Source organism: Oscillibacter ruminantium GH1, assembly GCF_000307265.1.
Taxonomy (GTDB): domain Bacteria; phylum Bacillota; class Clostridia; order Oscillospirales; family Oscillospiraceae; genus Oscillibacter; species Oscillibacter ruminantium.
Genome location: NZ_DF158901.1, coordinates 90,999 through 114,499 on the forward strand (window position 1 = coordinate 90,999; position 23,501 = coordinate 114,499).

23 protein-coding genes, 1 tRNA gene and 1 riboswitch are annotated in these 23,501 nt (G+C 57.8%); of the genes, 10 read left to right on the forward strand and 14 right to left on the reverse strand.

From position 1 onward, the window contains the following. Nucleotides 1–78 precede the first annotated feature (78 nt). The 4 genes from ON16_RS14115 (at nt 79) to recD2 (ending at nt 4,286) form a co-directional block, all read left to right on the forward strand. Complete coding sequence (locus ON16_RS14115) at nt 79–1,065, forward strand: PhoH family protein (RefSeq protein ID WP_040664297.1); 987 nt, start codon at nt 79–81, stop codon at nt 1,063–1,065. Then, a complete protein-coding gene (gene ybeY, locus ON16_RS14120; protein ID WP_040664017.1) occupies nt 1,062–1,565 on the forward strand; it encodes an rRNA maturation RNase YbeY in 504 nt (167 codons plus the stop codon). The genes ON16_RS14115 and ybeY overlap by 4 nt, the downstream gene beginning before the upstream one ends. Before the next feature lie 165 nt (nt 1,566–1,730). Continuing rightward, nucleotides 1,731–2,051, forward strand: a complete 321-nt coding sequence (locus ON16_RS14125; protein ID WP_040664020.1) for a hypothetical protein — start codon at nt 1,731–1,733, stop codon at nt 2,049–2,051. A 30-nt stretch (nt 2,052–2,081) separates the two neighbouring features. Beyond that, nucleotides 2,082–4,286: an SF1B family DNA helicase RecD2 gene (gene recD2 / locus ON16_RS14130; protein WP_040664023.1), complete on the forward strand. Its 2,205-nt coding sequence runs from the start codon at nt 2,082–2,084 to the stop codon at nt 4,284–4,286. 105 nt (nt 4,287–4,391) lie between these two features. Here the strand turns inward: recD2 and ON16_RS14135 are convergent, their stop codons facing one another. From ON16_RS14135 to ON16_RS14145, 3 genes are read right to left on the reverse strand one after another with little or no spacing between them, the layout of a single operon-like run. After that, the gene (locus ON16_RS14135) at nt 4,392–5,333 is read right to left on the reverse strand and encodes an ABC transporter permease (protein ID WP_040664026.1); all 942 of its coding nucleotides are present in this window, start codon (nt 5,331–5,333) and stop codon (nt 4,392–4,394) included. Continuing rightward, a complete protein-coding gene (locus ON16_RS14140; RefSeq protein WP_040664029.1) occupies nt 5,333–6,484 on the reverse strand; it encodes an ABC transporter permease in 1,152 nt (383 codons plus the stop codon). Before ON16_RS14140 ends, ON16_RS14135 begins: the two co-directional genes overlap by 1 nt. 1 nt (nt 6,485) lies before the next feature. After that, a complete protein-coding gene (locus tag ON16_RS14145; RefSeq protein ID WP_040664299.1) occupies nt 6,486–7,994 on the reverse strand; it encodes an ABC transporter ATP-binding protein in 1,509 nt (502 codons plus the stop codon). A gap of 407 nt (nt 7,995–8,401) precedes the next feature. Here ON16_RS14145 and ON16_RS14150 point away from each other — a divergent pair, with 407 nt between their 5' ends. The 5 genes from ON16_RS14150 (at nt 8,402) to ON16_RS14170 (ending at nt 13,714) form a co-directional block, all read left to right on the forward strand. Further along, nucleotides 8,402–9,751, forward strand: coding sequence for an APC family permease (locus ON16_RS14150; protein ID WP_040664032.1), 1,350 nt, complete (start codon nt 8,402–8,404; stop codon nt 9,749–9,751). A gap of 216 nt (nt 9,752–9,967) precedes the next feature. Continuing rightward, entirely contained in the window at nt 9,968–10,921 is a 954-nt protein-coding gene (locus tag ON16_RS16370; RefSeq protein WP_369384319.1) for a GNAT family N-acetyltransferase, read from the forward strand. A 20-nt stretch (nt 10,922–10,941) separates the two neighbouring features. Next, nucleotides 10,942–11,325 (forward strand): DUF3783 domain-containing protein, encoded by a 384-nt coding sequence (locus tag ON16_RS15185; RefSeq protein WP_051131800.1) that lies wholly within the window; start codon nt 10,942–10,944, stop codon nt 11,323–11,325. 5 nt (nt 11,326–11,330) lie between these two features. Beyond that, the gene (locus ON16_RS14165) at nt 11,331–11,771 is read left to right on the forward strand and encodes a 2-thiouracil desulfurase family protein (protein ID WP_040664035.1); all 441 of its coding nucleotides are present in this window, start codon (nt 11,331–11,333) and stop codon (nt 11,769–11,771) included. Nucleotides 11,772–11,848: 77 nt separating this feature from the next. Then, nucleotides 11,849–12,027, forward strand: a riboswitch (Lysine riboswitch). 64 nt (nt 12,028–12,091) lie between these two features. Beyond that, on the forward strand, nt 12,092–13,714 hold the full coding sequence (locus tag ON16_RS14170) for a Na+/H+ antiporter NhaC family protein (RefSeq protein WP_040664038.1): 1,623 nt from the start codon (nt 12,092–12,094) through the stop codon (nt 13,712–13,714). 653 nt (nt 13,715–14,367) lie between these two features. Here the strand turns inward: ON16_RS14170 and ON16_RS14175 are convergent. Further along, a complete protein-coding gene (locus ON16_RS14175; RefSeq protein WP_040664042.1) occupies nt 14,368–15,729 on the reverse strand; it encodes a hypothetical protein in 1,362 nt (453 codons plus the stop codon). A gap of 97 nt (nt 15,730–15,826) precedes the next feature. Here ON16_RS14175 and ON16_RS14180 point away from each other — a divergent pair, with 97 nt between their 5' ends. Next, nucleotides 15,827–16,030, forward strand: a complete 204-nt coding sequence (locus ON16_RS14180) for a DUF4368 domain-containing protein (protein ID WP_040664045.1) — start codon at nt 15,827–15,829, stop codon at nt 16,028–16,030. Between the two features lie 69 nt (nt 16,031–16,099). On the opposite strand, the gene ON16_RS14185 is transcribed toward ON16_RS14180, so the two are convergent. From ON16_RS14185 to ON16_RS14230, 10 genes are all read right to left on the reverse strand, one after another. Further along, nucleotides 16,100–16,175 (reverse strand) — tRNA-Pro (locus ON16_RS14185). A 178-nt stretch (nt 16,176–16,353) separates the two neighbouring features. Next, on the reverse strand, nt 16,354–17,049 hold the full coding sequence (locus ON16_RS14190; RefSeq protein ID WP_040664048.1) for a hypothetical protein: 696 nt from the start codon (nt 17,047–17,049) through the stop codon (nt 16,354–16,356). A gap of 21 nt (nt 17,050–17,070) precedes the next feature. Further along, the gene (locus ON16_RS14195) at nt 17,071–17,703 is read right to left on the reverse strand and encodes a bifunctional 4-hydroxy-2-oxoglutarate aldolase/2-dehydro-3-deoxy-phosphogluconate aldolase (protein ID WP_040664051.1); all 633 of its coding nucleotides are present in this window, start codon (nt 17,701–17,703) and stop codon (nt 17,071–17,073) included. Further along, nucleotides 17,700–18,662: a sugar kinase gene (locus ON16_RS14200; RefSeq protein WP_040664054.1), complete on the reverse strand. Its 963-nt coding sequence runs from the start codon at nt 18,660–18,662 to the stop codon at nt 17,700–17,702. Before ON16_RS14200 ends, ON16_RS14195 begins: the two co-directional genes overlap by 4 nt. A 13-nt stretch (nt 18,663–18,675) precedes the next feature. Then, complete coding sequence (locus ON16_RS15695) at nt 18,676–19,476, reverse strand: gluconate 5-dehydrogenase (protein ID WP_040664056.1); 801 nt, start codon at nt 19,474–19,476, stop codon at nt 18,676–18,678. A 15-nt stretch (nt 19,477–19,491) separates the two neighbouring features. Then, nucleotides 19,492–20,334 carry a 5-dehydro-4-deoxy-D-glucuronate isomerase gene (kduI, locus tag ON16_RS15700; RefSeq protein WP_040664058.1) on the reverse strand — a complete coding sequence of 281 codons (843 nt, stop codon included), beginning with the start codon at nt 20,332–20,334 and terminating at the stop codon, nt 19,492–19,494. Nucleotides 20,335–20,344: 10 nt separating this feature from the next. Continuing rightward, entirely contained in the window at nt 20,345–20,704 is a 360-nt protein-coding gene (locus ON16_RS14215; RefSeq protein WP_040664060.1) for a VOC family protein, read from the reverse strand. A gap of 14 nt (nt 20,705–20,718) precedes the next feature. After that, a complete protein-coding gene (locus ON16_RS14220; RefSeq protein ID WP_040664062.1) occupies nt 20,719–21,480 on the reverse strand; it encodes a glucose 1-dehydrogenase in 762 nt (253 codons plus the stop codon). Between the two features lie 12 nt (nt 21,481–21,492). Then, entirely contained in the window at nt 21,493–22,503 is a 1,011-nt protein-coding gene (locus tag ON16_RS14225; RefSeq protein ID WP_040664064.1) for a zinc-dependent alcohol dehydrogenase, read from the reverse strand. 26 nt (nt 22,504–22,529) lie between these two features. Then, nucleotides 22,530–23,501, reverse strand: a complete 972-nt coding sequence (locus ON16_RS14230; protein ID WP_040664066.1) for a C-terminal binding protein — start codon at nt 23,499–23,501, stop codon at nt 22,530–22,532.

Below are 23,501 nucleotides of genomic sequence, written 5' to 3' on the forward strand. Positions count from 1 at the left end.
CCCGGCAGCGGGATAAATTCATCAGAAACCGGACGGCGGGGGGTTCACCCCGTTTCACCGGCAAACAGGAGTGGTCGTATTTTGGAACAGCGAATCAGCATTGAACGGTTGGAACAGGCGATCAATATTTTCGGGTCCTTCGACGAGAATATCCGTCTGGTGGAACAGGAATTTTCCGTGGCCGTGGGGAACCGAGACGGCGAGCTGCGGGTGGAGGGCGAGCCGGAGGACGTGATGCTGGCGGTGAAGGCTGTGCAGGGACTTTTGACCCTCTCTTCCCGGGGCGAGGCCATTGGGGAGCAGAACGTGCGCTATGTGATGACCCTTGTCCGGGCCGGCAAAGAAGAGCAGATCGCGGAGCTGACCGGCGACGTGCTGTGCATCACCGCCAAGGGCCGGCCCGTGAAGCCCAAGACCATCGGACAGAAGCAGTATTTGAAATCGGTGTTGAAAAACACCGTCACCGTGGGCGTTGGACCGGCGGGTACCGGCAAGACCTATCTCGCCGTGGCCGCCGCGGTGGCGGCGTTTCGGGACAAGCAGGTCAACCGCATCATTCTTACCCGTCCCGCGGTAGAGGCAGGAGAGCGGCTGGGCTTTCTGCCCGGCGATTTGCAGAGCAAGGTGGACCCGTACCTCCGGCCGCTGTATGACGCGCTTTTTGACATGCTGGGCGCGGAGACGTACCAGAAATATCTGGAGCGGGGAAATATCGAGGTGGCTCCGCTGGCCTATATGCGGGGCCGGACGCTGGACGACAGCTTCATCATTCTGGATGAAGCGCAAAACACCAGCCGGGAACAGATGAAAATGTTCCTGACCCGCCTTGGCTTTGGGTCCAAAATCGTCATCACCGGCGACGTGACCCAGATCGACCTGCCTGCCGACAAGACCTCTGGTCTAAAGGAGGCGATGCGGGTGCTTCAAAATGTGGAGGGGATTGGCATCTGCCAGCTGACCAACGCCGACGTGGTGCGCCACGTCATGGTCCAGCGGATTGTGGAGGCCTATGAAAAGGACGCGGCGGCCCATGCAAAGGCCGCCGGAAAGGGGAAACGGGCATGAGAAAGACACATTATCTCCCCGTCACCGCCGACGTACCGGGCGCGACGAACCAGCCCACCTGCGCCCTGCTCCGCAAGGCCATCAAAACCGCCCTCCGACTGGAGGGCGTGACCTTGCCCTGCGAGGTGGACGTGCTCTTGACCAACGACGCGGGCATTCATCAAATTAATCTGGATATGAGGCGGGTGGATCGGCCCACAGACGTTTTGAGTTTTCCGGAATTTGACTTCAAGCCCGGCGAACCGCCCACGGCGGAGACTGCCGGGGACCTGTTGGATTCCACGGGCCTCCTTCCGCTGGGGGACATGGTGATCTCCATGGAGCGAGTATCCGCTCAGGCCAGAGAGTACGGACACTCCAAGCGGCGGGAACTGGCGTATCTGGCGGTCCATTCCACGCTCCATCTGCTGGGATATGATCATATGGACGAGGGCGCGATGAAAGCGCAGATGCGGGCCAGAGAAGACGCAGTGATGGAGGAGCTGGGCATCAGCCGGTGAGGAGAGTGAACGCTGCTCTGGGAGAGGAAGAAAACCGCGCAAGAAAAACCGGACGCGGTAAAACCGGAACATCCGGTCCCAGATGCCCCAGATGCGGAAAAACCGAAGCAGCCGAGGGATTGACCGCCGCCGCCCGCTTTGCATACACTGTCCTGAGGTGATCTTATGGAACTCATCCAGGATGGGGCCATCGCGTTTTTGTCTGCCGTCGGGCTGACGGCCTGTGTTTGGCTCATGGCGGGGGCCTTTCTCTCCGGCAAGTGCCGCAATCCGGAGGTGCGGCTGGTGCTTCCCCTGCGGGACGACGCGCTTGGCCTTGAATCCGATCTGAGGGAATTGCTGCGGACCCGACACACGCTGCCGCTGGTGAAAATTCTGCTGGTGGACTGCGGCATGAGTGATGAGGCGCGGCAGACGGCGGAGTATTTCTGCTGTCGGAGGACAAACGTGGAACTGGTGAATCCGGAAGACGTAAAATTTCAATGAAAACATAAAGAAAAAGGAAGACGAAACAGCATGGACGAACTCTGCTGCCTGGACGGCACGGTACATAGCCTCATTTTTCAAAACGCCGAAAACGGCTATACCGTCCTGCGCTTGGTGACGGAGGAGGGGGAGCTGCACACGGTGGTGGGCTGCATCCCCTGTGTGGCCCCCGGCGAACACCTGACGGTCAGCGGCGTGTGGGAGACGCACCCGCAGCACGGAGAGCAGCTGAAGGCGCTGGAACTGGAGCGGCGGCTGCCGGAGGATGTGGACGAGATTTTCAACTATCTCTCCTCCGGCGTGTGCAAGGGCGTGGGCCCCGCCACCGCGCGGGCCATTGTGGACCGCTTTGGGGAGCGGACGCTGGATGTGCTGGAACAGGAACCGGAAAGGCTTACCACGCTCCGGGGAATTACCGCGAAAAAGGCCCAGCAGATCGGCGAGAGCTTTCGCCAGCAGATGGGGCTGCGGCGGCTGATGGCTTTTCTCGCCCAATACGAACTGGCGCCGAACCTTGCAATCCTGCTGCGAAAAATGTATGGTGATGCGGCGCTGGACGTGGTGCGGGCCAATCCTTATCTCCTCTCCGCAGACGAGTGCGGCGTTCCCTTTTCCGCCACGGACGAGATCGCCATGAGCCTTGGCATTGCCGCCGACAGCGACGCGCGGCTTCAGGCGGCGGTGATTTTTGAACTGAACCACAACGAGGGCAATGGGCATGTGTTTCTTCCCCGGACAAAGCTGACCGCCGCCACCGTGCAGCTTTTGAACTGCGAAGACGATCTGGTGGAAAAAGCGCTGGACGATTTGATCGCCCGGGGCGCAGTGGTGCAGGAGCAGGTGGCCAATGTGTCCGCCTGCTATCTGCGCCGACTGTGGGAAGCGGAAGCCGGGGCCGTGGCCCGGCTGCGGGTTCTGCTGTCCGTGGATGCGGATCAGGGCCGCCAAGTGGACAAGGTCATCACCGAGATTGAGACCGCGCAGGGCATCACCTACGCCGACCAGCAGCGTCAAGCCGTGGCCCTTGCGGCGCGGACGGGCGTGCTGATCCTGACCGGCGGCCCCGGCACCGGCAAGACCACCACGGTTCGGGGCATCGTGGCCCTGTTTCAGCGAATGGGACTGGACGTGGTGCTGGCGGCCCCTACCGGTCGGGCGGCCAAGCGCATGAGCGAGCTTTGCGGCGGACTGGAGGCCCAGACCATCCACCGGCTGCTGGGTGTCACATGGAACGAAAACACCCGGGAGGCATCCTTTGTCAAATGTGAAAAGGAGCCGCTGGAAGCCGACGCGGTGATTGTGGACGAGATGAGCATGGTGGACATGTCTCTGTTTGCCGCGCTGCTGCGGGCGCTGCGTCCCGGCACCCGGCTGGTGCTAGTGGGGGATGCGGATCAGCTGCCCTCCGTGGGGGCGGGAAACGTATTTTCCGACCTGATCCGCAGCAAACGGGTGGAAACCGTCTTCCTGCGGGAGGTCTTCCGTCAGGCGGAGCAGTCCGCCATTATCCGCAATGCCCATGCGGTAAATCTGGGGCAGCCGCCCCGGTTTGTCAACGACCAGAACGACTTTTTCTTCATGTGCCGCCGCAGCGCCGACCGGGCGGTGAATACCGTGGTGGAGCTGTGCAAAACCCGCCTGCCGGAGAAGATGGGCGTTCCGGCAGACCAGATTCAGGTTTTATCCCCCACCCGAAAGGGCGAATGCGGCACGGAAAACCTGAACCGGCTTTTACAGGCGGCTTTGAATCCCCCCGCCCCGGACAAGTGCCAGCGCCAGTGGGGAGAAAAGATCTTTCGGGAAGGGGACCGCATCATGCAGACCCGGAACGATTACGACGTGGTGTGGGAAAAGGCGGATGGAACCGTGGGCACCGGGATTTTCAACGGCGATGTGGGTCGCGTTGAGGAGATCGATCCCAGCGGCGAGTGGCTGCGGGTGAGCTTTGACGACCGGACTTCCACCTATGCCGCCGACCAGCTCTCCGAGATTGATCTGGCCTATGCCCAGACGGTTCACAAGGCTCAGGGCAGCGAATACCGGGCCGTGGTGCTCACCGCGATGCCCGCCGCCGCGGCGCTGATGGTGCGCGGAGTGCTGTACACCGCACTGACCCGGGCGCGGGAGCTTTTGATCGTGGTGGGAGACGATTCCGCCGTTTCCGCTATGGCGGGAAACGACCGCCGCCAGCGGCGGTATTCGGGGCTGAAGTGGCGGTTGTGCGAGGGTACGTGAGTTGGACAACGACTCCCACTGAACTGCTTTTCAATCATATAAGAACGCGGGGCCTTTTCCAAAGGAAAAGGCCCCGCGTTTTTCATTGAGGTCGGTGCGCTGGGGTTACCGCTGGCCCTTGTCGTAGGGAATTCCCTCCGCCTTGGGTGCGCGAGACTTGCTGGATGTAAACGCCAGCACTACCAGAGAGATGAGGTAGGGGAGCATGTTGTACACGCTGCTGGGGAGATTCAACGCCGTCAGGAAATCAAAGCCGGTGTAGACATTGCTCAACGCCCGGAACAGTCCAAACAGCAGCGCCGCGAGTGCGATGCGGGTGGGCTTCCACTGACCGAAAATCATGACGGCCAGTGCCAGAAAGCCAAAGCCTGCCACGCCGTTTTCAAATTTCCATTCGCTGACGCCGGCGGTGATGTAAACGATGCCGCCGAGGCCGCCCAGCACGCCGGAGATCAACACGCCCGCGTACCGCATTTTGTAGACGTTGATGCCCACACTGTCCGCTGCCTGCGGATGCTCGCCGCAGGCCATCAGCCGCAGACCGAACCGGGTCTTGTACAACAGCACATAGGAGCACACCAGCGCAATGGCGGCCAAAAGCATGAACCAGTTGAACTCAAAGCCGCCTAAGTTGACCAGAAACGCTTTTTTCGCGGCGATGTATTGAATGGTGGAGGACACGTTGTTGGGATCGGCGGCGGTGTTCATCGCCTTGACGAAGACGGTAGCCGCGGCAGTGCCCAGCAGGTTCATGGCTGTTCCCACGATGGTTTGATCCGCCTTGAAGCTGACAGCGGCGACCGCCAGCAAAAGCGAGTATACCGCGCCCAGCGCCACAGCCGCCAAAACGGTCAGCAGCACCATCATGAAAGCTGAGGTGCCGGCGGGCAAAAAATGGAGCATCAGCGCTCCGCCCAGAGCGCCCATAACCATGATGCCCTCCAAGCCGATGTTGATAACGCCGGAGTGCTCTGAGAAGCACCCGCCGAGGGCCACCAGAACAAGGACGGAGGCGAAGATCAGCGTATATTGCAGCAGCAGTCCCATTACTGATCGCCCCCTTCCTTCGGCGCCGCGGCTTGAGCCGCTTTATTCTCCCGCTCTGCCCGGCGGTCCAGCCGGTTGTTCAGCGCGAATTTAAAGAACAGCACAAAACCGCACAGATAGATGATGAGGGCGGAAATGAAATCGGAAATCTGAGAGGAATACATGGTCTTGTCCACATAAGCGCCGCCGGAGGTAATGTGCTGAATAAAATAGGAGGAGAAAATGGTTCCGATGGGGTTCAGACCGCCCAAGAATGCCGCGGCGATGCCGTTAAAGCCCATGGCCGGAACCGCCGACTGGGTGCAGGACCACTGCTCGAACCCGGTTTGATACAGCAGCGCAGCCGCCATACCGGCTAGGGCGCCCGCGATGGCCATCGTCAGGATGATGTTCCGCTTTTCCTTCATGCCGCAGTACTGGGCGGCGTCCTTATTGAAGCCGGTGGCTTTCAGCTCATAGCCCAGCTTCGTCTTTTCCAGAAGAACCCAGATGATAAGTGTGACGATCACAGCCAAAGGAATGGCAATGGTGACATACTGATTGCTGCTAAACAGGTTTCCAAGCCCCATGCTGGGAATCAGAGCGCCGGAGTTGGTGCTGATCAGCGTCATGGTATAGGGACTGGCGGATTCCTTTACATTCGTGAGCAGGGTGTTTACCAGATACAGGCTGATCCAGTTCAGCATGATGCAGGAGATAACCTCGTTCACATTGCAGTAGGCCTTTAAAACGCCGGACAGCGCGCCCAGCAGCGCCCCGGCCAAAATGGCGGCCAGCAGGCAGAGATACCAAGGCATTTTCAGCGCCAGCGCGCAGTACAGCGACGCGCCCGCACCCACCACATACTGTCCCGCCGCGCCGATGTTGAAAAGGCCCACCTTATAGGCGAACAGCACCGACAGGCTGCACAGCAGCAGGGGAGCAGTCTTCACCAGCGTGTTTCCCAGATATTTCAACTGAGCTGTCTGGCTGGGATAGTAGAGAAAGTTTTTGACAATGGTGGCGATGGCCTTTCCCGCGCCTGCGGGATTGATAATGAGCAGAACGATGTATCCCACCAGCAGACCGATCAGAATGCACAGCAGGGAGGCCAGCAGCGACTGGGCCGCGGAATTGCGCATCAGCGGAGAACGCTTTTTTGCCTCTTCCATGTCACACCGCCTCCTTTCGCTTGGCTCCGGCCATGTAAAGGCCCATTTCTTCCGTGGTGGTGGTTTTGGGATTCAACTCGCCCACGATTTCCCCCTCGTACATGACGAGGATGCGGTCGGACAGGCTCATAACCTCGTCCAGCTCTAAGCTGACCAGTAAAACCGCTTTCCCCGCGTCCCGCTGGGCAACAATCTGCCGATGGATATATTCGATGGCTCCCACGTCCAATCCACGGGTGGGCTGCACCGCCACCAGCAGCTCCGGGTCCTTGTCAATCTCCCGGGCCACGATGGCCTTTTGCTGGTTGCCGCCGGACATGGAGCGGGCCACGGTGACGGGGCCCTGTCCGGAGCGGATATCATACTGCTCGATCAGCCGCTCCGCATAGTCCCGGACGGCCTTGAAGCGGATAAAGCCGTGGTTCTGGAACTCCTGTTTCCAGTAATTTTCCAGCACCAGATTCTGCTCCAGCGAGTAATCCAGCACCAGTCCGTGTTTGTGCCGATCCTCGGGAATATGGCTCAGACCCAGCTTGGACCGCTCCCGGATGGAGTCCCGGGTCATGTCCACGCCCCGCAGGGTAAACGTTCCGGCGGTGGGCTTCACAAGACCCGTCAGAGCATAGACAAATTCGGACTGCCCGTTGCCCTCAATTCCGGCGAGGCACACGATTTCCCCCGCCCGAACCTGAAAGCTGACATCCTTGACCGCATTGTTTTTGTGCATCTTTGACGCGACGGTCACGTCTTTCACGTCCAAAACCACCTCACCGGGGGCCAGTTCCTTCTTGTGAACCACAAACTCCACATCCCGGCCCACCATCAGGCGGCTGAGTTCTTCCTTTGTGGTCTGCGCCACGTCCACGGTACCCTTATACTTTCCCTTGCGCAAAACGGTACACCGGTCCGCCACGGACATAATCTCATTGAGCTTATGGGTGATGAAGAGGATGCTTTTGCCCTCGGCCTTCAATCCCCGCATGATCTCCATCAGCTCGTCGATTTCCTGCGGAGTCAGGACGGCGGTGGGCTCGTCGAAAATCAGAATTTCATTTTCCCGATACAGCATCTTCAAAATCTCGGTCCGCTGCTGCATACCCACGGAGATGTTCTCGATTCTTGCGTCAGGGTCCACCTTCAGGCCATACTTGTCCGACAGCTCGACCACTTTTTTCCGGGCTTCCGCCTTTTGCAGAAAGCCGTGCTTGCAGGGCTCCACACCCATAATGATGTTATCCAGAACGGTAAAGCACTCCACCAGCTTGAAGTGCTGGTGGACCATGCCGATCCCAAGCGCGTTTGCGTCGTTGGGGTCTTTGATGGAAACCTCGTTGCCGTTCATGCGGATAGAACCCTCCTCCGGCCGGTACAGACCGAACAGAACGCTCATCAGCGTGGATTTTCCTGCTCCGTTTTCTCCCAACAGCGCGTGAATTTCTCCCTTTTTCAGTTGCAGAGTAATGTTGTCGTTGGCAATAATGCCGGGGAACCGCTTGGTGATATTCAGCATTTCTACTGCGTATGTCTCTTCCAAGCTCCACGACCTCCTTTGTCCCTTAAATCGTCAGCTCCCATTCCGCGTGTCCGCAGGCAGAAGCAAAACTATACGCTATCATCACATTATACTATATCCATTTCTATAATTCAAAAGAAACATTCAATTTTTCACAAATTTCCTGCCCGCTGCGGAGCAGACGCAGGCCGTTCATTGGATTTCTAAGCGGAGAGTGGGCAAGGGGGACAGTTGCGACGAAATTAGGCGTCCCACCGCCGCTTGCGGGCCGTGGTTCCAATTGCAAGGGAGAAAATTCTTCTAATTATGAAAAAACCTTGTAAATTGCACAAACATCTGGTAGAATCAGCAAAAAGTGTTGTGCAATAATGTACCACTTTAAAGTGAATGAGTGAGGGAAAACGATGGAAAACGGACTGGAAAAAAAGTACGGCCTGCCCACGGCCATCTGCATGGTGGTGGGCATTGTAATCGGCTCCGGCGTGTTCTTTAAGGCGGAGGCGGTTCTGGTCGAAACCGGCGGCAACATGCCGCTGGGCATTTTGGCGTGGCTGATCGTGGGCGCGATCATGATTGTCTGCTCGTACGTGTTTGCCACCATGGCCACCCGGTATGAAAAGGTCAACGGCTTGGTGGACTATGCCGAGGCCACGGTGGGGAGCCGGTATGCGTATCTGATCGGCTGGTTTATGGCCACGATTTACACCCCGGCCCTGACCAGCGTGCTGGCGTGGGTATCCGCGCGATATTTCTCCGTGCTGATGGGCTGGGACATTACCGGCGGGTCCTGTTTGGTGCTGGCCTGCTTCCTCTTGTGCGTGGATTATGCGCTCAACGCCCTGTCTCCCCGCATCGCAGGAAAAATTCAGGTGTCCACCACGATCATCAAAATGGTGCCGCTGCTGCTGATGGCGGTGGTGGGAACCATCGTGGGCCTTAGCAACGGTCAGATGGTCCAGAACTTTGCCACAATCTCCTCCGGCACCGTTTCGGCGGGTACGGGACTGATGAAATCCACCGTGGCGGTGGCCTTTGCCTATGAGGGCTGGATTTTGGCCACCTCCATCAATGCGGAGCTGCGGGACGCCAAGAAAAACCTGCCCCGGGCACTGGTGCTGGGGTCCTTCATCGTGGTGGCGACCTATATCCTCTATTACATCGGGCTGAACGGCGCGGTGACGACCGAGGAATTGATGGCCAGCGGCGAGGCCGCCGCAAAGATGGCCTTCCAGCGGGTGTTCGGCGGGGCTGCGGGCACGGTGGTGTTCGTCCTGATCGTGATTTCCTGTATGGGGACGCTGAACGGGCTGATGCTCTCCAACTGCCGCAGCTTTTACGCACTGGCCGCCCGAGGCGAGGGGCCGAAGCCGGAGCTGTTTAAGCAGGTGGACCCGGTGACCAATATGCCCAACAATTCCGCCATTTTGTCCTTGGCCTTCGCCGCGTTCTGGCTGCTGTATTTCTACGGGGCAAATTTGACGGCAGGCTGGTTTGGGCCGTTTTGCTTCGATTCCTCAGAGCTGCCCATCATCACGCTGTACGGCATGTACGTCATCATGTTCATCCAGTTTATGCGTAAGGAGCGTGATCTGAACGGCTTCAAACGGTTCGTGATGCCCGCACTGGGCCTTTGCGGCTGCTTGTTCATGGTGTACGCTGCCTTCGCCGGATACGGTGTAAAGGTATTTTACTATCTGGCGGTTTACGCGGCGTTTATGCTGGTGGGCAACTGCTTCTACCGGAAAAACGCCTGATTGCCAGTACAAAACCTGAAAATGCTTTTCGCGCGCGGCGCGGGACGGGCAATTCGCCGGACAATGGTGGGGCCGTTCCGCGCCGCGCTTGCCATTTGCAAAAAACCGGGTATAATAACCGCAGAGCGGTTATTATACCTACAATTAAAAAAACATACCATAACGGCGCACGCGCCGATGGTGCAGTGTAAAAAATACTTATGGAGGGAACCGGCTGTGCTGAACACCACTTTGTGTTATCTGGAGCGGGGGAACCAATACCTGATGCTCCACCGCGTAAAAAAGAAAAACGACCTGAATCACGATAAATGGATCGGCGTGGGCGGGAAGTTTTTAGACGGCGAGACACCGGAGGAGTGCGCTCTGCGGGAAACGCGGGAGGAAACCGGTCTGACGCTGACCGCTTGGCGCTATCGGGGCATTGTCACCTTCCTCTCCGACACTTGGGAAGGGGAGTACATGCACCTGTTCACTGCCACCGATTGGACGGGGGAGCAGATTGTCTGTGACGAAGGAGATTTGCAGTGGATCGAAAAGCAGGCGCTGCGGGGGCTCCCGCTATGGCAGGGCGACCGTATTTTTTTGGACCTGCTGGAATCCAACGCGCCCTTTTTCTCCCTGAAGCTGCGCTACGAGGGGGAACGATTGGCGGAGGCGGCCTTGAATGGGAAACCGCTGTCCACGGGTCTGACCATTGAGCCGCTGTCTAGGGATCATCTGGCGGGGCTGGCGGAGCTTTGGGGAAGCGAAGAAGTGATCCGCTATACCAACGTTTCTGCGCCTTGCGGTCCGGCAGAGGCAAACGAGCGGCTTTCCCGCTTGCTGGCGGCGCAGGCGGCGCTTCCGTCGCCCACGGTGTTCGCTGTTTTAGAGAGCGGACGGTTTGCGGGGATTGCCGGTTGTCCGCCGGTGGAAGCCGGTAGGTTTGGCTTTTTCTATCAGCTTTTACCGGAGGTATGGGGACGGGGCGTGGGCCTGTCCGCCGCCCGGATGGCGCTGGCGGCGCTGCTTCGCCGGCAGCCGGACGCAGTTGTACTGGCAGACGCAGTGGAAGAAAACGCCGCCAGTGTGCGGATATTAAACAATTTGGGCTTTCAGCGCATCGGCAGTCAGCCCGGCAGCTTTTGCCGGGACGGGCAGAAGCTGGATATTTGGAATTATCAATTTTAAAACGCCGGGGAGGAATCGAGATGGCGGGAACAATTTTGCTCTATGGCTTTGAGGAACTGACCGATATTCTGGCGGTGAAGGCTGCCGCCGGTCCGTTTCAAGCGGAGGTGAAGCCCATTTGGCATGACGGCTGGCGCACGCCCATCGGCGCGTTGGTGGGGCGGAAGACCCGTCCCGCCCGGGAGGGCGTGTTCTCCGGGAAGCTGGGAGGCCGGATGATGATTTTCTGCGACATGGACGCGCAGGTGGACGAAATTCTGCCCGCTTTGCGGCGGGCCGGGATCGGTCCGGAGTGCTACAAAGCGGTGCTGACCGCGTGGAATCAGGAATGGGATGGCATTGCGCTGTTTGCAGAGCTGCAAAAGGAGCGGCGGGCCATCGAAGAGCAGCAGAGGGGAAAGTGAACGGGATGAAATTGTTGGTTTCCGCGTGCCTTTTGGGCGTTCCCTGCCGATATGACGGGGCGTCAAAGTCCTGCCCGGAGATGGAGGCGCTGTTGAAACAGCACACCTGCATTCCCGTCTGCCCCGAGCAGCTGGGGGGACTTTCCACACCCCGCCTGCCCGCAGAGCGCCGGGGAGAGGGTGTTTTCACCCGAGAGGGTGGGGATGTGACGGCCCAATTCCGCCGGGGCGCGGAGGTCACGCTGGAGCTGGCCCGGAAATACGGCTGCGAGGCGGCGGTGCTGAAGGAGCGCAGCCCCTCCTGTGGAAGAGGAATCATCCACGACGGAACCTTTTTCAGCGGCCTTACCGCAGGGGACGGTGTGACAGCGGAACTGCTGGAGGCAAACGGTATTCCTGTATACGGGGAGTCCCGGGTGGGAGAACTGCTTTCCCATGTAAAATAAAAGCGGAAAATAGCGGAAGCAGCGTTTTTTTACGTCAACGGTTGACAATCATAGGGAATTTGCTATAATAATGCGTATTGCATGATAGAGGCGCGGCAGCCAAGAGTAGCGTCCCCCCAACACAGGCCGATGGGGACGGGAAAGGGACTGCCGCCGAGGTTTCGCCTTCCGTGGCCTGACGGGAGACGGAGTCGGGCCGTCGGAGAACATCCGCCGGACTGTCGCCCCCTAATCGGGGCGGAGCGCTGTCGTGATTCGTACACTCCAAATGTATGAAGTCATGACGGAACGTCATGACTTTATTTTTTTGGAGGGGTTTCATGAAAAACAAGACGCGCCGGGTGGGAGCGGCGGCGGGACTGGCTGTTGTGGTGCTGGTCCTGCTGGCAGTCCCGGCACTTGCGGCCGAAGAGGGAACTGGGGCGGCGCCCCAGTTTTACCAGACGATCTGGTCGCTTCTGCCGCCGGTAGTGGCCATCGGGCTGGCACTCGTTACCAAAGAGGTTTATTCCTCCCTTTTCCTTGGCATTTTAACCGGCGGACTGCTGTGGTCCGGTTTTGCGTTCGAGGGAACGGTCACCCATGTGTTTCAGGACGGCATCGTTTCCGTCTTGTCCGACGGGTACAATGTGGGTATTCTGGCATTTCTGGTGATTCTGGGGGCCATGGTGTGCCTGATGAACCGGGCGGGCGGCTCCGCCGCCTTTGGCCGCTGGGCCGCGAAAAATATCAAGACCCGGGTGGGTGCGCAGCTGGCCACGATTGTGCTGGGTATTTTGATCTTTATTGACGACTATTTCAACTGCCTCACCGTGGGCAGCGTGATGCGTCCTGTGACGGACAGCCATCAGGTTTCCCGGGCCAAGCTGGCCTATTTGATTGACGCCACCGCCGCGCCGGTGTGTATCATTGCGCCCATTTCCTCTTGGGCTGCCGCGGTTAGCGGATTTGTGGATGATGGATCGGGTCTTGCCCTGTTTATTCGGGCTATCCCGTATAACTACTACGCGCTGCTGACCATTGTGATGATGGTGGGGCTGGTCGTGATGAAAGTGGATTTTGGTCCCATGGCCGCCCACGAGGCCAATGCCGCAAAGGGCGATCTCTTCTCCGGCAAGAACCCTTACGCCGAGGCAGACGAGGGTGCCGCAGCGGAAAACGGAACTGTGCTGGATTTGGTGGCGCCCATCGTGGTGCTGGTTGTGTTCTGCGTAATCGGCATGATCTATTCCGGCGGCTTCTTCTCCGGCGCCAGTTTTGTGGATGCCTTCTCGGGGTCTGACGCCTCTGTGGGATTGCTGCTGGGAAGTGCCTTTGGTCTGGCGTTTACCGTGGTGTTCTATTTTGCCCGCGACCGGATGAAGTTCAAGGAAATGATGGATTGCATCCCCGAGGGCTTTAAGGCCATGGTTCCCGCCATTATGATTCTCACCTTTGCTTGGAGCTTGAAGGCCATGACCGACTCTTTGGGCGCGCGGGAGTTTGTTGCCGCTGTGGTGAAGAACTCCGCCACCGGGTTTCAGATTCTGCTGCCTGCCATCGTGTTTGTAATCGGGTGCTTTTTGGCCTTTGCCACCGGCACGTCTTGGGGTACCTTCGGTATCCTGATTCCCATCGTACTCAGCGTGTTTCCGCTGGACGGCGGGAATCCGCTGGCGATTGTGTGCGTCTCTGCCTGCATGGCGGGCGCGGTGTGCGGTGACCATTGTTCGCCTATCTCCGACACCACCATCATGGCCTCTGCCGGAGCGCAGTGCGACCATGTGAATCACGTCTCCACCCAGCTGCCCTACGCTCTGACGGCGGCGGCAGTGAGCTGCGTGACCTACATCGCGGCGGGAGTTTTGTCTGCGGCAGGCATTCCCACATGGCTGGCGCTTCCGTTCGGTGTGGTGCTGATGCTGCTGGTGCTGGCCGTAACAGCCCACAAAAAGCGCGTATAATGCGAATCGGGAACTGGGTGGCCTAGTTTGGGACAGCCCCGCCCAAGCGGTGGGGCTGTACGGATTCCTCTTTTGAGAACGAGGAGAGCACGGGACTCCCCATCACGTTGAAAAAGCCTGGAGCCGTTATGGTTCCAGGCTTTTGCTTTTGCTGAAACGAAATGGGAGGCAATTAAAAAGAGAAAGCGAACCATTCGCTCGATTAAGCAAGTCATTAACTCCCGATGTCGGCATAACATAGATTCCTTCAGGCGGGCCACTCGTATTTTAAGGATGCCTGTATTTTGTAACCCACTTTTGAATTGCGACAGATGGTTATCAACACACTTCGGGCAACATTATCCATACCATCCGCCAGCGTAACGCTTGCGCGTGGAGCGTCGTCTCTGCTGCCGGTGCGGATGTTTTGACGCTGACCGCTAAATTCTTACCGATGCGCTAACTAATCAAAAACCGCCGCAGCATATAGCTGCGGCGGTTTCTATATCTTTGATTTGCTTTGAAAATGTAGTAGATATGCCGGTATCAGCTGAACCGTTAAAAAATAAAGGATAAGCGCAGATTACGGTTACCCCGTTTATTCTTGCCATGACCGCGTGCATCTTTATCTGTTATTTTCTTTGAACCTATCTTTTGAATGCTATTTAACAGGATTACAATAGGAAAAGCGTTACAACCGCAACAGACACTAATCCGCAGACCACCGGGATAAAGTTTTTACGAACCAGTTCCGCCGGACTGACATCACAAATGGCAGCAACCGGAACAACCGCCCACGGTATCAGGGTGCCACCGCCGACCCAGATGGTGATGATTTGCCCCATAGAGGCCAGAACTTCCTTGTTCAGCGGTAAAGCATCTGCAAACGTTTTGGCCGTTGCACCCACAATAGGCAATCCTGAAAAGCCGGAACCATCCAGACCTGTAACGATCGCTACCACAGCTTGCGTAAGCATTGCAGAAAAACGATTGACAGGAACATTTTCTGCAATATACCTGCCAATGTCGCTTAAAATTCCTGTCATCTGACTGCCAAATACTGCCTGACTGCCGCCTTCACCGCCCAAGAAAAAGAAACCGCCAATGACAATGACCGGGGCAAAGATTTTTATGCTGAAGCCAAAGCCCTCTTTTAGGTAATCTCCCACATCGTCAAAGGCGTGAGAGACACCGTTATCCAGACAAGCGCACAACACCAGCAAAAGTAATGCAGATCCGCCGACCAGTGCTGTTGCATCACCGCCCTGAAGCTTAAATACCAGCATGACGGCAATATTCCCCAAATAAACGATTGGCGTCAGCACGGCCATCAGCGGTGCAAACTTCCCCACAGGCTTCATTTGTACCGCAGCCATATCAACGGCCTGCACCGGGGAGGTTCGCATATCCCGGCAGTAGCAGAAAAAGGCCACTGCCGCCGTTACCACACACATAACACTCCACAGCAGCACCGACTGGGACATCAAAGTTCCAACATCCGAACCGGCCGCTTTGGCGGTAATTGTAGGCGCACCCTGAATAAAAAAGTCGCCGGACAGAGCCATACCGTGTCCAAATATGTTCATAACAACTGCCGCCCAAAGAACGGGCATCCCAGTTTTTACAGCCATGGGCAGAAGAAGCGTGCCCACCAGCGCCACAGCGGGGGATGGCCATACACAGATGGATACGGCAAACATCACAAAACCGAGAATAAAGAAAGCCGATCTGGGTCCTCCCATCCGATGTTTCAGCGAAGAAATTAACAGCCGATCCGCCCCAATGGAGCTGAGGGACCGGCTCATGGCCACCACCAGTGCGATGACCACAATGATTCCCAAGAACTCGGAACCTGCCCAGACTAACGCGTTAAACAGGGCCTGAATGGCACCAATTGGGCTTCTGGTTACGATTGCGCCAAGTAGGACGATGCCAAGAGCACATGGAATCACAATGCTTTTTTTACAAGCCATGACCACCAGAAAAATCACAATAAGCGCCAGATATAAAACATGTATCAAAGATAAACTTACCATAAGCTACTCCTTACCTTCATAGTCTGTAAGAATAGTCCATACTATGTGCATACGTCCCATCTTGTGCGGACACCTGATTGCAAAAGAAAGTACGCCTATGGTGACGGAGCTGATCGACCACATTGAAGTGTATCATGCCGAAAAGGACGAGGACGGCGTTGCCACCCAGCGGGTCACAAATTTCTACAACTGCATCGGCGCGTTTGATGTGCCAGATCGCCGGAAAATCCCCGAGGCCGACATCCTCATGGAAACAAGAAAGGGCGTAGCTGTCAACTACGCCCCGGCACAAACCGCTTGATTCAATTTTGCGTATAAAAAAGCGAAGTGCCCTTAATAAGATCCTCAGATCCTATAAGGACACTCTGCATGGTCCGAGTGGCGAGACTTGAACTCACGACCCCTTGACCCCCAGTCAAGTGCGCTACCAACTGCGCTACACCCGGATATCACTTGCTGCAAATCAGCTTATTTAGAATAGCACATCGTTACAGAATATGCAAGTGATTTTTCAAATATTTTTAATTTTTTTGTGTTTTATTTTAACCCGCCAGCTGCCCTTGTTCGGGCAAAGGACTCTGCCGCGCCCGGAAGAAAGACACCTTCCTCCCGCCGGGCGGCGGCTCACACCAGCCCCTTCAATGTGAGCATGGAAGGGCGGCGGAAAATATGCAGCAGTGGACGCAGGCTGTCCGGTTTCAGTTTGGATTGATTCTCCATCAAAATACAGCAATCCATCCAAAAAAGATAGAGACACACCTCAAAAGCGCTGCCAAGAAACGCGGGAGCAAACTCCGCCTGAATCAGCAGAACGCGGAGCTTGGTTGGTTTTAAAAATCCGTGGAAACCACCCTCTACACGACGGTTCCCATAGACCACCCACAGCGGCGGCGGAAAGCCGGGAAGGGAACAGGCAATGATCTCCTTTCCCTCCTCCGGCACCGCCGGTTCAGGTGCGTCGGCGTCCCAATGCAGCTTGGACTGCCCAATACCCACCGAGCCGTCCGCTCCGCTGCGAGTCAGCTCCCGGGGCTGAAACACCCGCCGCTCCTTCAGTTTGCAGTCCTCGCAGTACCAGCCGTACAGCCGTTTCTGATCGAAATGAAATGTGAAGGGGACACCTTGAAAGCTATGGGTTACAGGAAAGACCGCCTCCGGCGTCTCTGGGGAATACGGCTGATCGTTTCGGGCAGCTCCGCGCAGCACGCGCTTCCATTCGTTGCGAAACTCCTCGCCAAAGGCGCAGGCCTTCAGCCAGTCGGACTCGAATAACGGCAGAATCTGCCGATACACATCTTCCCGGTTTCCCAGTTCTTCCATTGCGGCCTCCTGTTTTTCTTCTCAGCGTACCTGATCGCGAAGGATCGCGGCTTCCCGCGCCAGCTGTTCGATTTTATCAAAATTTTCCCCGGACAGCAACTCTCCGGGAACAATCCATGTGCCGCCGCAGGCCGTTACATTGGCAAGGCGCAGATAATCCTGCACATTGCCGGGCTTGACGCCGCCAGTGGGCATAAATTTCATGGCGGCGTAGGGGCCTGCCAGTGCTTTGAGCATGGCGGTACCGCCCACCACCTCGGCGGGAAACAGTTTTACCAGCTTCAATCCCTCCCGCATGTTGCTCTCCACTTCAGAGGGGGTGGCACAGCCGGGAATCACTGGAACGCCGTTTTTCACGCACCAGCGTACGGTTTCTAAATTGGTACCGGGACTGATGACCGCCTTTGCTCCGGCGTCCACGGCCTCTTGTGCCTGCTGCGGCGTCAACACCGTTCCTGCGCAGACGAACAACTCCGGGCAGCCCTTGGCGATGGCCCGAATGGAGTCCGCCGCCGCAGCACTGCGGAAGGTGATTTCCGCAGCAGGAAGACCGCCCTTTGCAAGCGCTTTTGCCAGCGGCACGGCGTGGGCCGCGTCGTCCATTTTGATGACGGGCACGATGCCAACCTGATAGAGGATTTCTTCTGGGGTCATACGCGTTTCCCTCCTTGCCGGTGGGTGTTCATAAAGCGATTCAGCTCCTCGCGGGTGGGCAGACCCTCGTTGTCGCTGACGTGCATAATCTGGATGGTGCCGATGGCGCTGCCCCGCTGAACGGCCTCCTCCATGGAAAGCCCCTCCATCACGCCGCTGATGACTCCGGCTGCAAATCCGTCTCCCGCGCCCACGGTGTCCACGATCTGATCGGGGGGATAGGCATCTGTGTGAAAGGAGCCTGTTTTCGTATAGGTGTCCGCACCGCTGGCGCCGGTTTTAACGATGACCGCGCCGGAACCGAGACTTAGGTAAAAGTTTCCGATGGTTTCTGGGTCGGCGCTGCCGCAGAGTGTCTTCCCTTCGTTTTCTCCGGGGAGGACATAGTCTGCCATGGAGGCCAATTCGTTGATGGTTTTCACCATCATCTCTTGGCTGGGCCACAGCTGCGGACGGAGGTTGGGGTCAAAGAAGACGGGGATGCCCGCCGCCTTTGCCGCCCGGATCAGTTCAAATACGGCGGCGCGCGCCATTTCCGACACGGCGGGGAGGATGCCGGTGAGATGCAAAGCGTCCCACGCGGTTATGTCCAGTCCCGTCAGATCCTCGGGACTGAGGGTAGAGGCGGCGGAACCCTTGCGGTAATAATAGATGTCCGGATCGCCCTGACTGGTCTTGCTCTTGAGCATAAAGCCGGTGCGGTTGTCCGGGTCAATTTTGGTGAGGGAGGTGTCAATGCCGTTTTCATTCATGCAGTTGACGATCTGGCGGCCGAAGGGGTCGTTTCCCACCTTGCTGAGGTAGCCGACCTTGTGGCCCAGCCGGGTCAGACCCACCGCCACATTGAACTCGGCCCCTGCCACGGAGGTGCTGAAATGGCGCACATTTTCAAGCCGGGCTTCCTCTTGGGCAATAAACAGGCCCATGGGTTCCCCGGCGGTTAAAATTCTCTTTTCCATCTGAGTTTCTCCCTCAGGGCTGCTTGCCGATATAGGCCAGAATTCCGCCGTCTACATACAGCACATGGCCGTTGACGAAATCAGACGCATCGGAGGCCAGAAATACCGCCGGACCCATCAGATCCTCCACGGTTCCCCAGCGGCCCGCAGGAGTCTTGGAGATGATGAACTGGTCAAAGGGATGGCGGCTGCCGTCCGCCTGCCGCTCCCGCAGGGGCGCGGTCTGGGAGGTGGCAATATAGCCGGGGCCGATGCCGTTGCACTGAATGTTGGCCTCGCCAAATTCAGAGCAGATGTTGCGGGTCAGCATCTTCAGTCCGCCCTTGGCGGCGGCGTAGGCAGAGACAGTCTCCCGGCCCAGCTCACTCATCATGGAGCAGATGTTGATGATCTTTCCGTGGCCCTTTTCGATCATGCCGGGCAGAACGGCCTTGGACACGATGAACGGCGCGTTCAAATCCACATCCACCACCTGACGGAACTCGGCGGCGGTCATTTCGGTCATGGGAACCCGCTTGATGATGCCGGCGTTGTTTACCAGGATGTCCACAGGGCCAAGATCCTTTGCAATCGCGGCCACCATGTTTCCAACGGCATCTTCATCCGTCACGTCGCAGAGGTAGCCCTTGGCGTTGATTCCCTCCGCGCGGTATTTGTCCTCCGCCTCTTTCAGCCGGACCGGGCTGTGGCCGTTAAAGGCGATTTTCGCTCCGGCTTGTGCCAGCGCCTGCGCGATGGCAAAGCCGATTCCGTGGGTGGCGCCGGTGACCAAAGCCACCTTGCCGTCCAGACGGAATAGTTTATCCATAGTCATGATGATCCTTCTCTCTCAGCGCATATCTGGAATATTAATGTTATCCATGTCGTCAAAGGCCTGATTTTCGCCGCCCATGGCCCAGATAAACGTATAGTTGCTGGTGCCGCAGCCACAGTGAAGCGACCAGGAAGGGGAGATCACCGCGTCAAAATTCTGCATCACCAGATGGCGGGTTTCCTGCGGCTGGCCCATCATGTGGAACACCACATTGCCTTCGGGAATATTAAAATAGGTGTAGACCTCCATCCGGCGCTCATGGGTGTGGGCGGGCATGGAGTTCCAGACAGAACCCGGCTCCAGCTGGGTCAGACCCATGGACAGTTGGCAGGTTTCCAGCACGTCGGGGTGGATAAACTGGTTGATGACCCGCTTGTTAGAAGTCTCTGCGGCTCCGCAGGGACGCTTGTTGGCGTCCTTCATGGAGATAAAGGTGGTTTTGCAGACCTTGTGAGCGGGAGCGGACACCAGATAGAACCGGGCGGGATTCTGGGAGTCCTTGCTGGTGAAGGTGACGGACTTCGTCTCCTTGGTAATGTACAGGCAGTCTTCAAAGCCCAGTTCATACTGCGCGCCGTCGGCCTCGATTACACCGGGGCCACCGAGATTGAAGACGCCCGCCTCCCGGCGCTCCAGAAAGTAGTGCGTGCCGAAATTGGCCCACACGTCGATGCCCTGATCGATGGGAACGGTCTTGTTCACCGGCAGAATGCCCAGCACCACCATCCGGTCCACATGGGAGTAAACGGCGGTGACCTGATCGGGCTGGTAGAGATTTTCAATGAGGAACTCGTTTCGCAGCTCCTCGGTGGTATAGCGCTTCACGTCCCGCTGGTTGGCGGAATAACGAATATCCATGATATCCTCCTTATGCTTTTTGTGTCAAATGGAAGCGAAAGCCCGCGATATCCTTTGCGAAGTAGATCACGCGGATTTTTCCGTCGGGGCCGCGGCCCGCGGTGCTTTCGTCAAAGGCGATGCCCTTGGTCATGAGATAGGCCATGGCCTTTTCAGTGTCAACGGTGCGGATAGCCACATGGCCCAGACGGCCCAGAAATTCCGACTTCATCACTTCAAAATACTCATCGGTGAAGAAGGAACCCTCGGTTTCCCGCGGGGAGAAGCCGAAAAGGTCGCACAGCAGATCTGCGGTGGCTTTCGCCTCGACGGCGTTTTCCTGATTAATACCCACATGGGCCAGTTCAAAGCCCAGCTCTTTTACATTCATAGCGATTTCCTTTCTTATTTCGCCAGATAGCCGCCGTCCACGGGAATGACGGCGCCGGTGATATAGTCGGAGGCATGGCTGGCCAAAAAGACCGCCAGTCCCTTCATATCCTCGGGCCTGCCCCAGCGGTGGGCGGGGATGCGGCCCAAAATTTCCGCGTTGCGCCCCTCGTCGTTCACCAGAGCGGTGTTCATCTCGGTGTCCATATAGCCGGGGGCAATGGCATTGACCTGAATATTCTTTCCGGCCCACTCATTGCTCAGCGCCTTGGTCAGCTGGGCCACGCCGCCCTTGCTGGCCGCATAGGCCGGGACGGTGAAGCCGCCGAAAAAGCTGAGCATGGAGGCCATGTTGATGATTTTTCCACCGCCCTGCGCCAGCATTTTTCGGCCTGCCAGCTGGCACAGAACAAACACGGTGGAAAGGTTCACGTTCAAAACCGTGTCCCAGTCCTCCAGCGTAAAGTCCTCGCAGTGGTTGCGGCGCTGAACGCCTGCGTTGTTTAGCAGAATATCGATGCCGCCGCCCAACAGAGCCACCGCCTGATCGAACAGTACGGGAAGCCCGTCCCGGTCGGAGAGGTCGCCCCGCAGACCGGTTACGTCCAGCCCCTTTTCCCGCAGCGCCTGTGCGCTTTTTTCCGCTGCGGCGCTGGAACCGATGATTACGACTTTGGCTCCGGCCTCGGCAAGGCCCGTGGCCATGCCCAGACCCAGACCCCGGCCGCCTCCGGTAACCAGCGCCCGCTTGCCGGAGAGATCAAACAGAGAAGTCATATGGCTCCCTCCTCATTCAAACGTAAACATGACCTTGATAGCGTTGGAGCCTTTGGTCATGGCCAGATCGAAGCCCTTCTGCGCGTCTTGGACGGGCAGAACATGGGTGACGACCTTTTCAAAATTCGGGTCTGCGGCCACAATCTGCGCCGCCACGGCGAAATCCTTCCGCCGATAGACCCGGGTAAACTCAATGGTGATTTCCTTGAACATACCCTTGATGAAGGGCATACTGGCGGGCTTGGGGTAGGAGGCAATGATGAGAATGTGACCGTGTACCTTCACCGCGTCCAACAGCATGTTGGCCACCGGCTGCACGCCCGCGCAGTCCATCACCCAGTCGAATCCGTTTCCGCCGGTGCGGGACTTACAGTATTCTTCCACGTCCATTCCCGCGGTGGATACGACCTCGAAGCCCATGCTTCGAGCAAGCTCGGCGCGGAAGGGATCATTTTCAAACAGTAACACGGAGGACGCGCCGAATACCCGCAGCGTCAGCGCGGTGCAAAGGCCAATGGCTCCACAGCCGATGACCAGCGCGTTATCGCCGGGGGTAAAACCCCGTTCCCGCAGCGCATGGACACAAACGGCCACCGGCTCCACCAGCGCGCCCATCTTAAAGGACACCCGGTCCTCCAGCGGGATGATGCTCTCCACAGGAACCTGCACATATTCGCCGAAGCCGCCGTCGCAGTCGATGCCCAGCAGGCCCAGCGTGTTGCACACATGGGCGTTGCCCTCTTGGCAAGGCATGCAGCGGCCGCAGGACAGCAGGGGATACACGGTTACCCGCATCCCCTTTGCCACGCCGGGAACGCCGTCGCTCTCCAGTGTGCCGGAGAACTCGTGCCCCATTACCAGCGGAGCCGCTGCCCGGGGGTGGAAGCCGGAATAGATATTCACGTCCGTGCCGCAGATGCCCGCGTGGGACACCTTCACCAGCGCCCAGCCCTCTTTGGGCTGGGGCGTGGGGACTTCTTTTACCGCGATTTGATTCGCGCCTTCGTATATGATCGCTCTCATTAAAATTGCCTCCAGAAAAGCCAGATTTAAAGGGTGTTAACAGGATAGCGGGGGGATTCGCCGTTCAGGAAGCGGACGGCCTCCTCCGCGCACTTGCGCTTAAGCTCCAGAGCGGCCTCCTCAGAGTACCAAGCCATGTGGGGCGTGATAAGCAGGTTGGGGTGGCGGAACAAGGGACTGGTCCGATCCAGCGGCTCTGTGGTCACCACGTCGATGCCTGCGCCGGCCAGCTTACCGGAGTCGAGCGCCGCGTCCAGCGCGGCCTCGTCCACCAGACCGCCCCGGGAAACGTTGATAAAATAGGACCCGTCCTTCATCTGAGCAAAGGTCTTTTCGTTCATCATGCACTGGTTGTCCGCATTGAGCGAACAGTGCAGGGACACCACGTCGGATTGGCTCAACAGGTCCTCCAAGAAGCTGCAATATTCGATGTTCGCGGGGAAGTGGCGGCTGGGCTGGGGATAACCGGTGTCAAAGGCAATGATTTTACAGCCGAAGGGCCGCAGGCGCTTTGCAAATTCCGAGCCGATGCGCCCGGTTCCCACAATGCCCACCGTCAGGGTGGACAGCCGCCGCACAGGAATGGACTCGGCGTAGTCCCATGCACCGGCCTGAACCCGGTTTCCCAGCAGCCAAGTCTTGCGTACCACGCTCAGCATCAGCGCCATGGCCTGATCGGCCACCTCGTTCATGCCGTAGTCCGGCACGTTGCATACCTGCACGCCGTATTTAGTGGCGTCGGCCAGATTCACGTTGTCCACGCCCACGCCGTACCGTACAATCAATTTCAGGGTGGGGATGGCTTTGAAGATGACCTCGTCCATCCGGGCGTACTGGTTCAAAAAGCACACCGCGCCCTGACACTGGTCAATAACCTCCTGCTGGGTCTGGCAGTGGAGCCACTTGAAGTCCTGCCCAGCGGCTGTAAATGTGCCTGCCTCCACGTCCACGTTGTTGTGGTCGCAGTCGCAGATGATAATTTTTGGATTCTCGTTCAT

Bases quoted from the DNA above. Each gene is read 5' to 3' on its own strand.
- ON16_RS14195 (WP_040664051.1), bottom strand. From the start codon at position 17,703: ATGACCCCAGAAGAAATCCTCTATCAGGTTGGCATCGTGCCCGTCATC.
- ON16_RS14140 (WP_040664029.1), bottom strand. From the start codon at position 6,484: ATGGAAGAGGCAAAAAAGCGTTCTCCGCTGATGCGCAATTCCGCGGCC.
- ON16_RS15185 (WP_051131800.1), top strand. From the start codon at position 10,942: ATGGCGGGAACAATTTTGCTCTATGGCTTTGAGGAACTGACCGATATT.
- ON16_RS14200 (WP_040664054.1), bottom strand. From the start codon at position 18,662: ATGGAAAAGAGAATTTTAACCGCCGGGGAACCCATGGGCCTGTTTATT.
- ON16_RS14170 (WP_040664038.1), top strand. From the start codon at position 12,092: ATGAAAAACAAGACGCGCCGGGTGGGAGCGGCGGCGGGACTGGCTGTT.
- ON16_RS14230 (WP_040664066.1), bottom strand. From the start codon at position 23,501: ATGAACGAGAATCCAAAAATTATCATCTGCGACTGCGACCACAACAAC.
- ON16_RS14190 (WP_040664048.1), bottom strand. From the start codon at position 17,049: ATGGAAGAACTGGGAAACCGGGAAGATGTGTATCGGCAGATTCTGCCG.
- ON16_RS14225 (WP_040664064.1), bottom strand. From the start codon at position 22,503: ATGAGAGCGATCATATACGAAGGCGCGAATCAAATCGCGGTAAAAGAA.
- recD2 (WP_040664023.1), top strand. From the start codon at position 2,082: ATGGACGAACTCTGCTGCCTGGACGGCACGGTACATAGCCTCATTTTT.
- ON16_RS14165 (WP_040664035.1), top strand. From the start codon at position 11,331: ATGAAATTGTTGGTTTCCGCGTGCCTTTTGGGCGTTCCCTGCCGATAT.
- ON16_RS14145 (WP_040664299.1), bottom strand. From the start codon at position 7,994: ATGCTGAATATCACCAAGCGGTTCCCCGGCATTATTGCCAACGACAAC.
- ON16_RS14150 (WP_040664032.1), top strand. From the start codon at position 8,402: ATGGAAAACGGACTGGAAAAAAAGTACGGCCTGCCCACGGCCATCTGC.
- ybeY (WP_040664017.1), top strand. From the start codon at position 1,062: ATGAGAAAGACACATTATCTCCCCGTCACCGCCGACGTACCGGGCGCG.
- kduI (WP_040664058.1), bottom strand. From the start codon at position 20,334: ATGGATATTCGTTATTCCGCCAACCAGCGGGACGTGAAGCGCTATACC.
- ON16_RS14180 (WP_040664045.1), top strand. From the start codon at position 15,827: ATGGTGACGGAGCTGATCGACCACATTGAAGTGTATCATGCCGAAAAG.
- ON16_RS14215 (WP_040664060.1), bottom strand. From the start codon at position 20,704: ATGAATGTAAAAGAGCTGGGCTTTGAACTGGCCCATGTGGGTATTAAT.
- ON16_RS15695 (WP_040664056.1), bottom strand. From the start codon at position 19,476: ATGACTATGGATAAACTATTCCGTCTGGACGGCAAGGTGGCTTTGGTC.
- ON16_RS14125 (WP_040664020.1), top strand. From the start codon at position 1,731: ATGGAACTCATCCAGGATGGGGCCATCGCGTTTTTGTCTGCCGTCGGG.
- ON16_RS14135 (WP_040664026.1), bottom strand. From the start codon at position 5,333: ATGGGACTGCTGCTGCAATATACGCTGATCTTCGCCTCCGTCCTTGTT.
- ON16_RS14220 (WP_040664062.1), bottom strand. From the start codon at position 21,480: ATGACTTCTCTGTTTGATCTCTCCGGCAAGCGGGCGCTGGTTACCGGA.
- ON16_RS14175 (WP_040664042.1), bottom strand. From the start codon at position 15,729: ATGGTAAGTTTATCTTTGATACATGTTTTATATCTGGCGCTTATTGTG.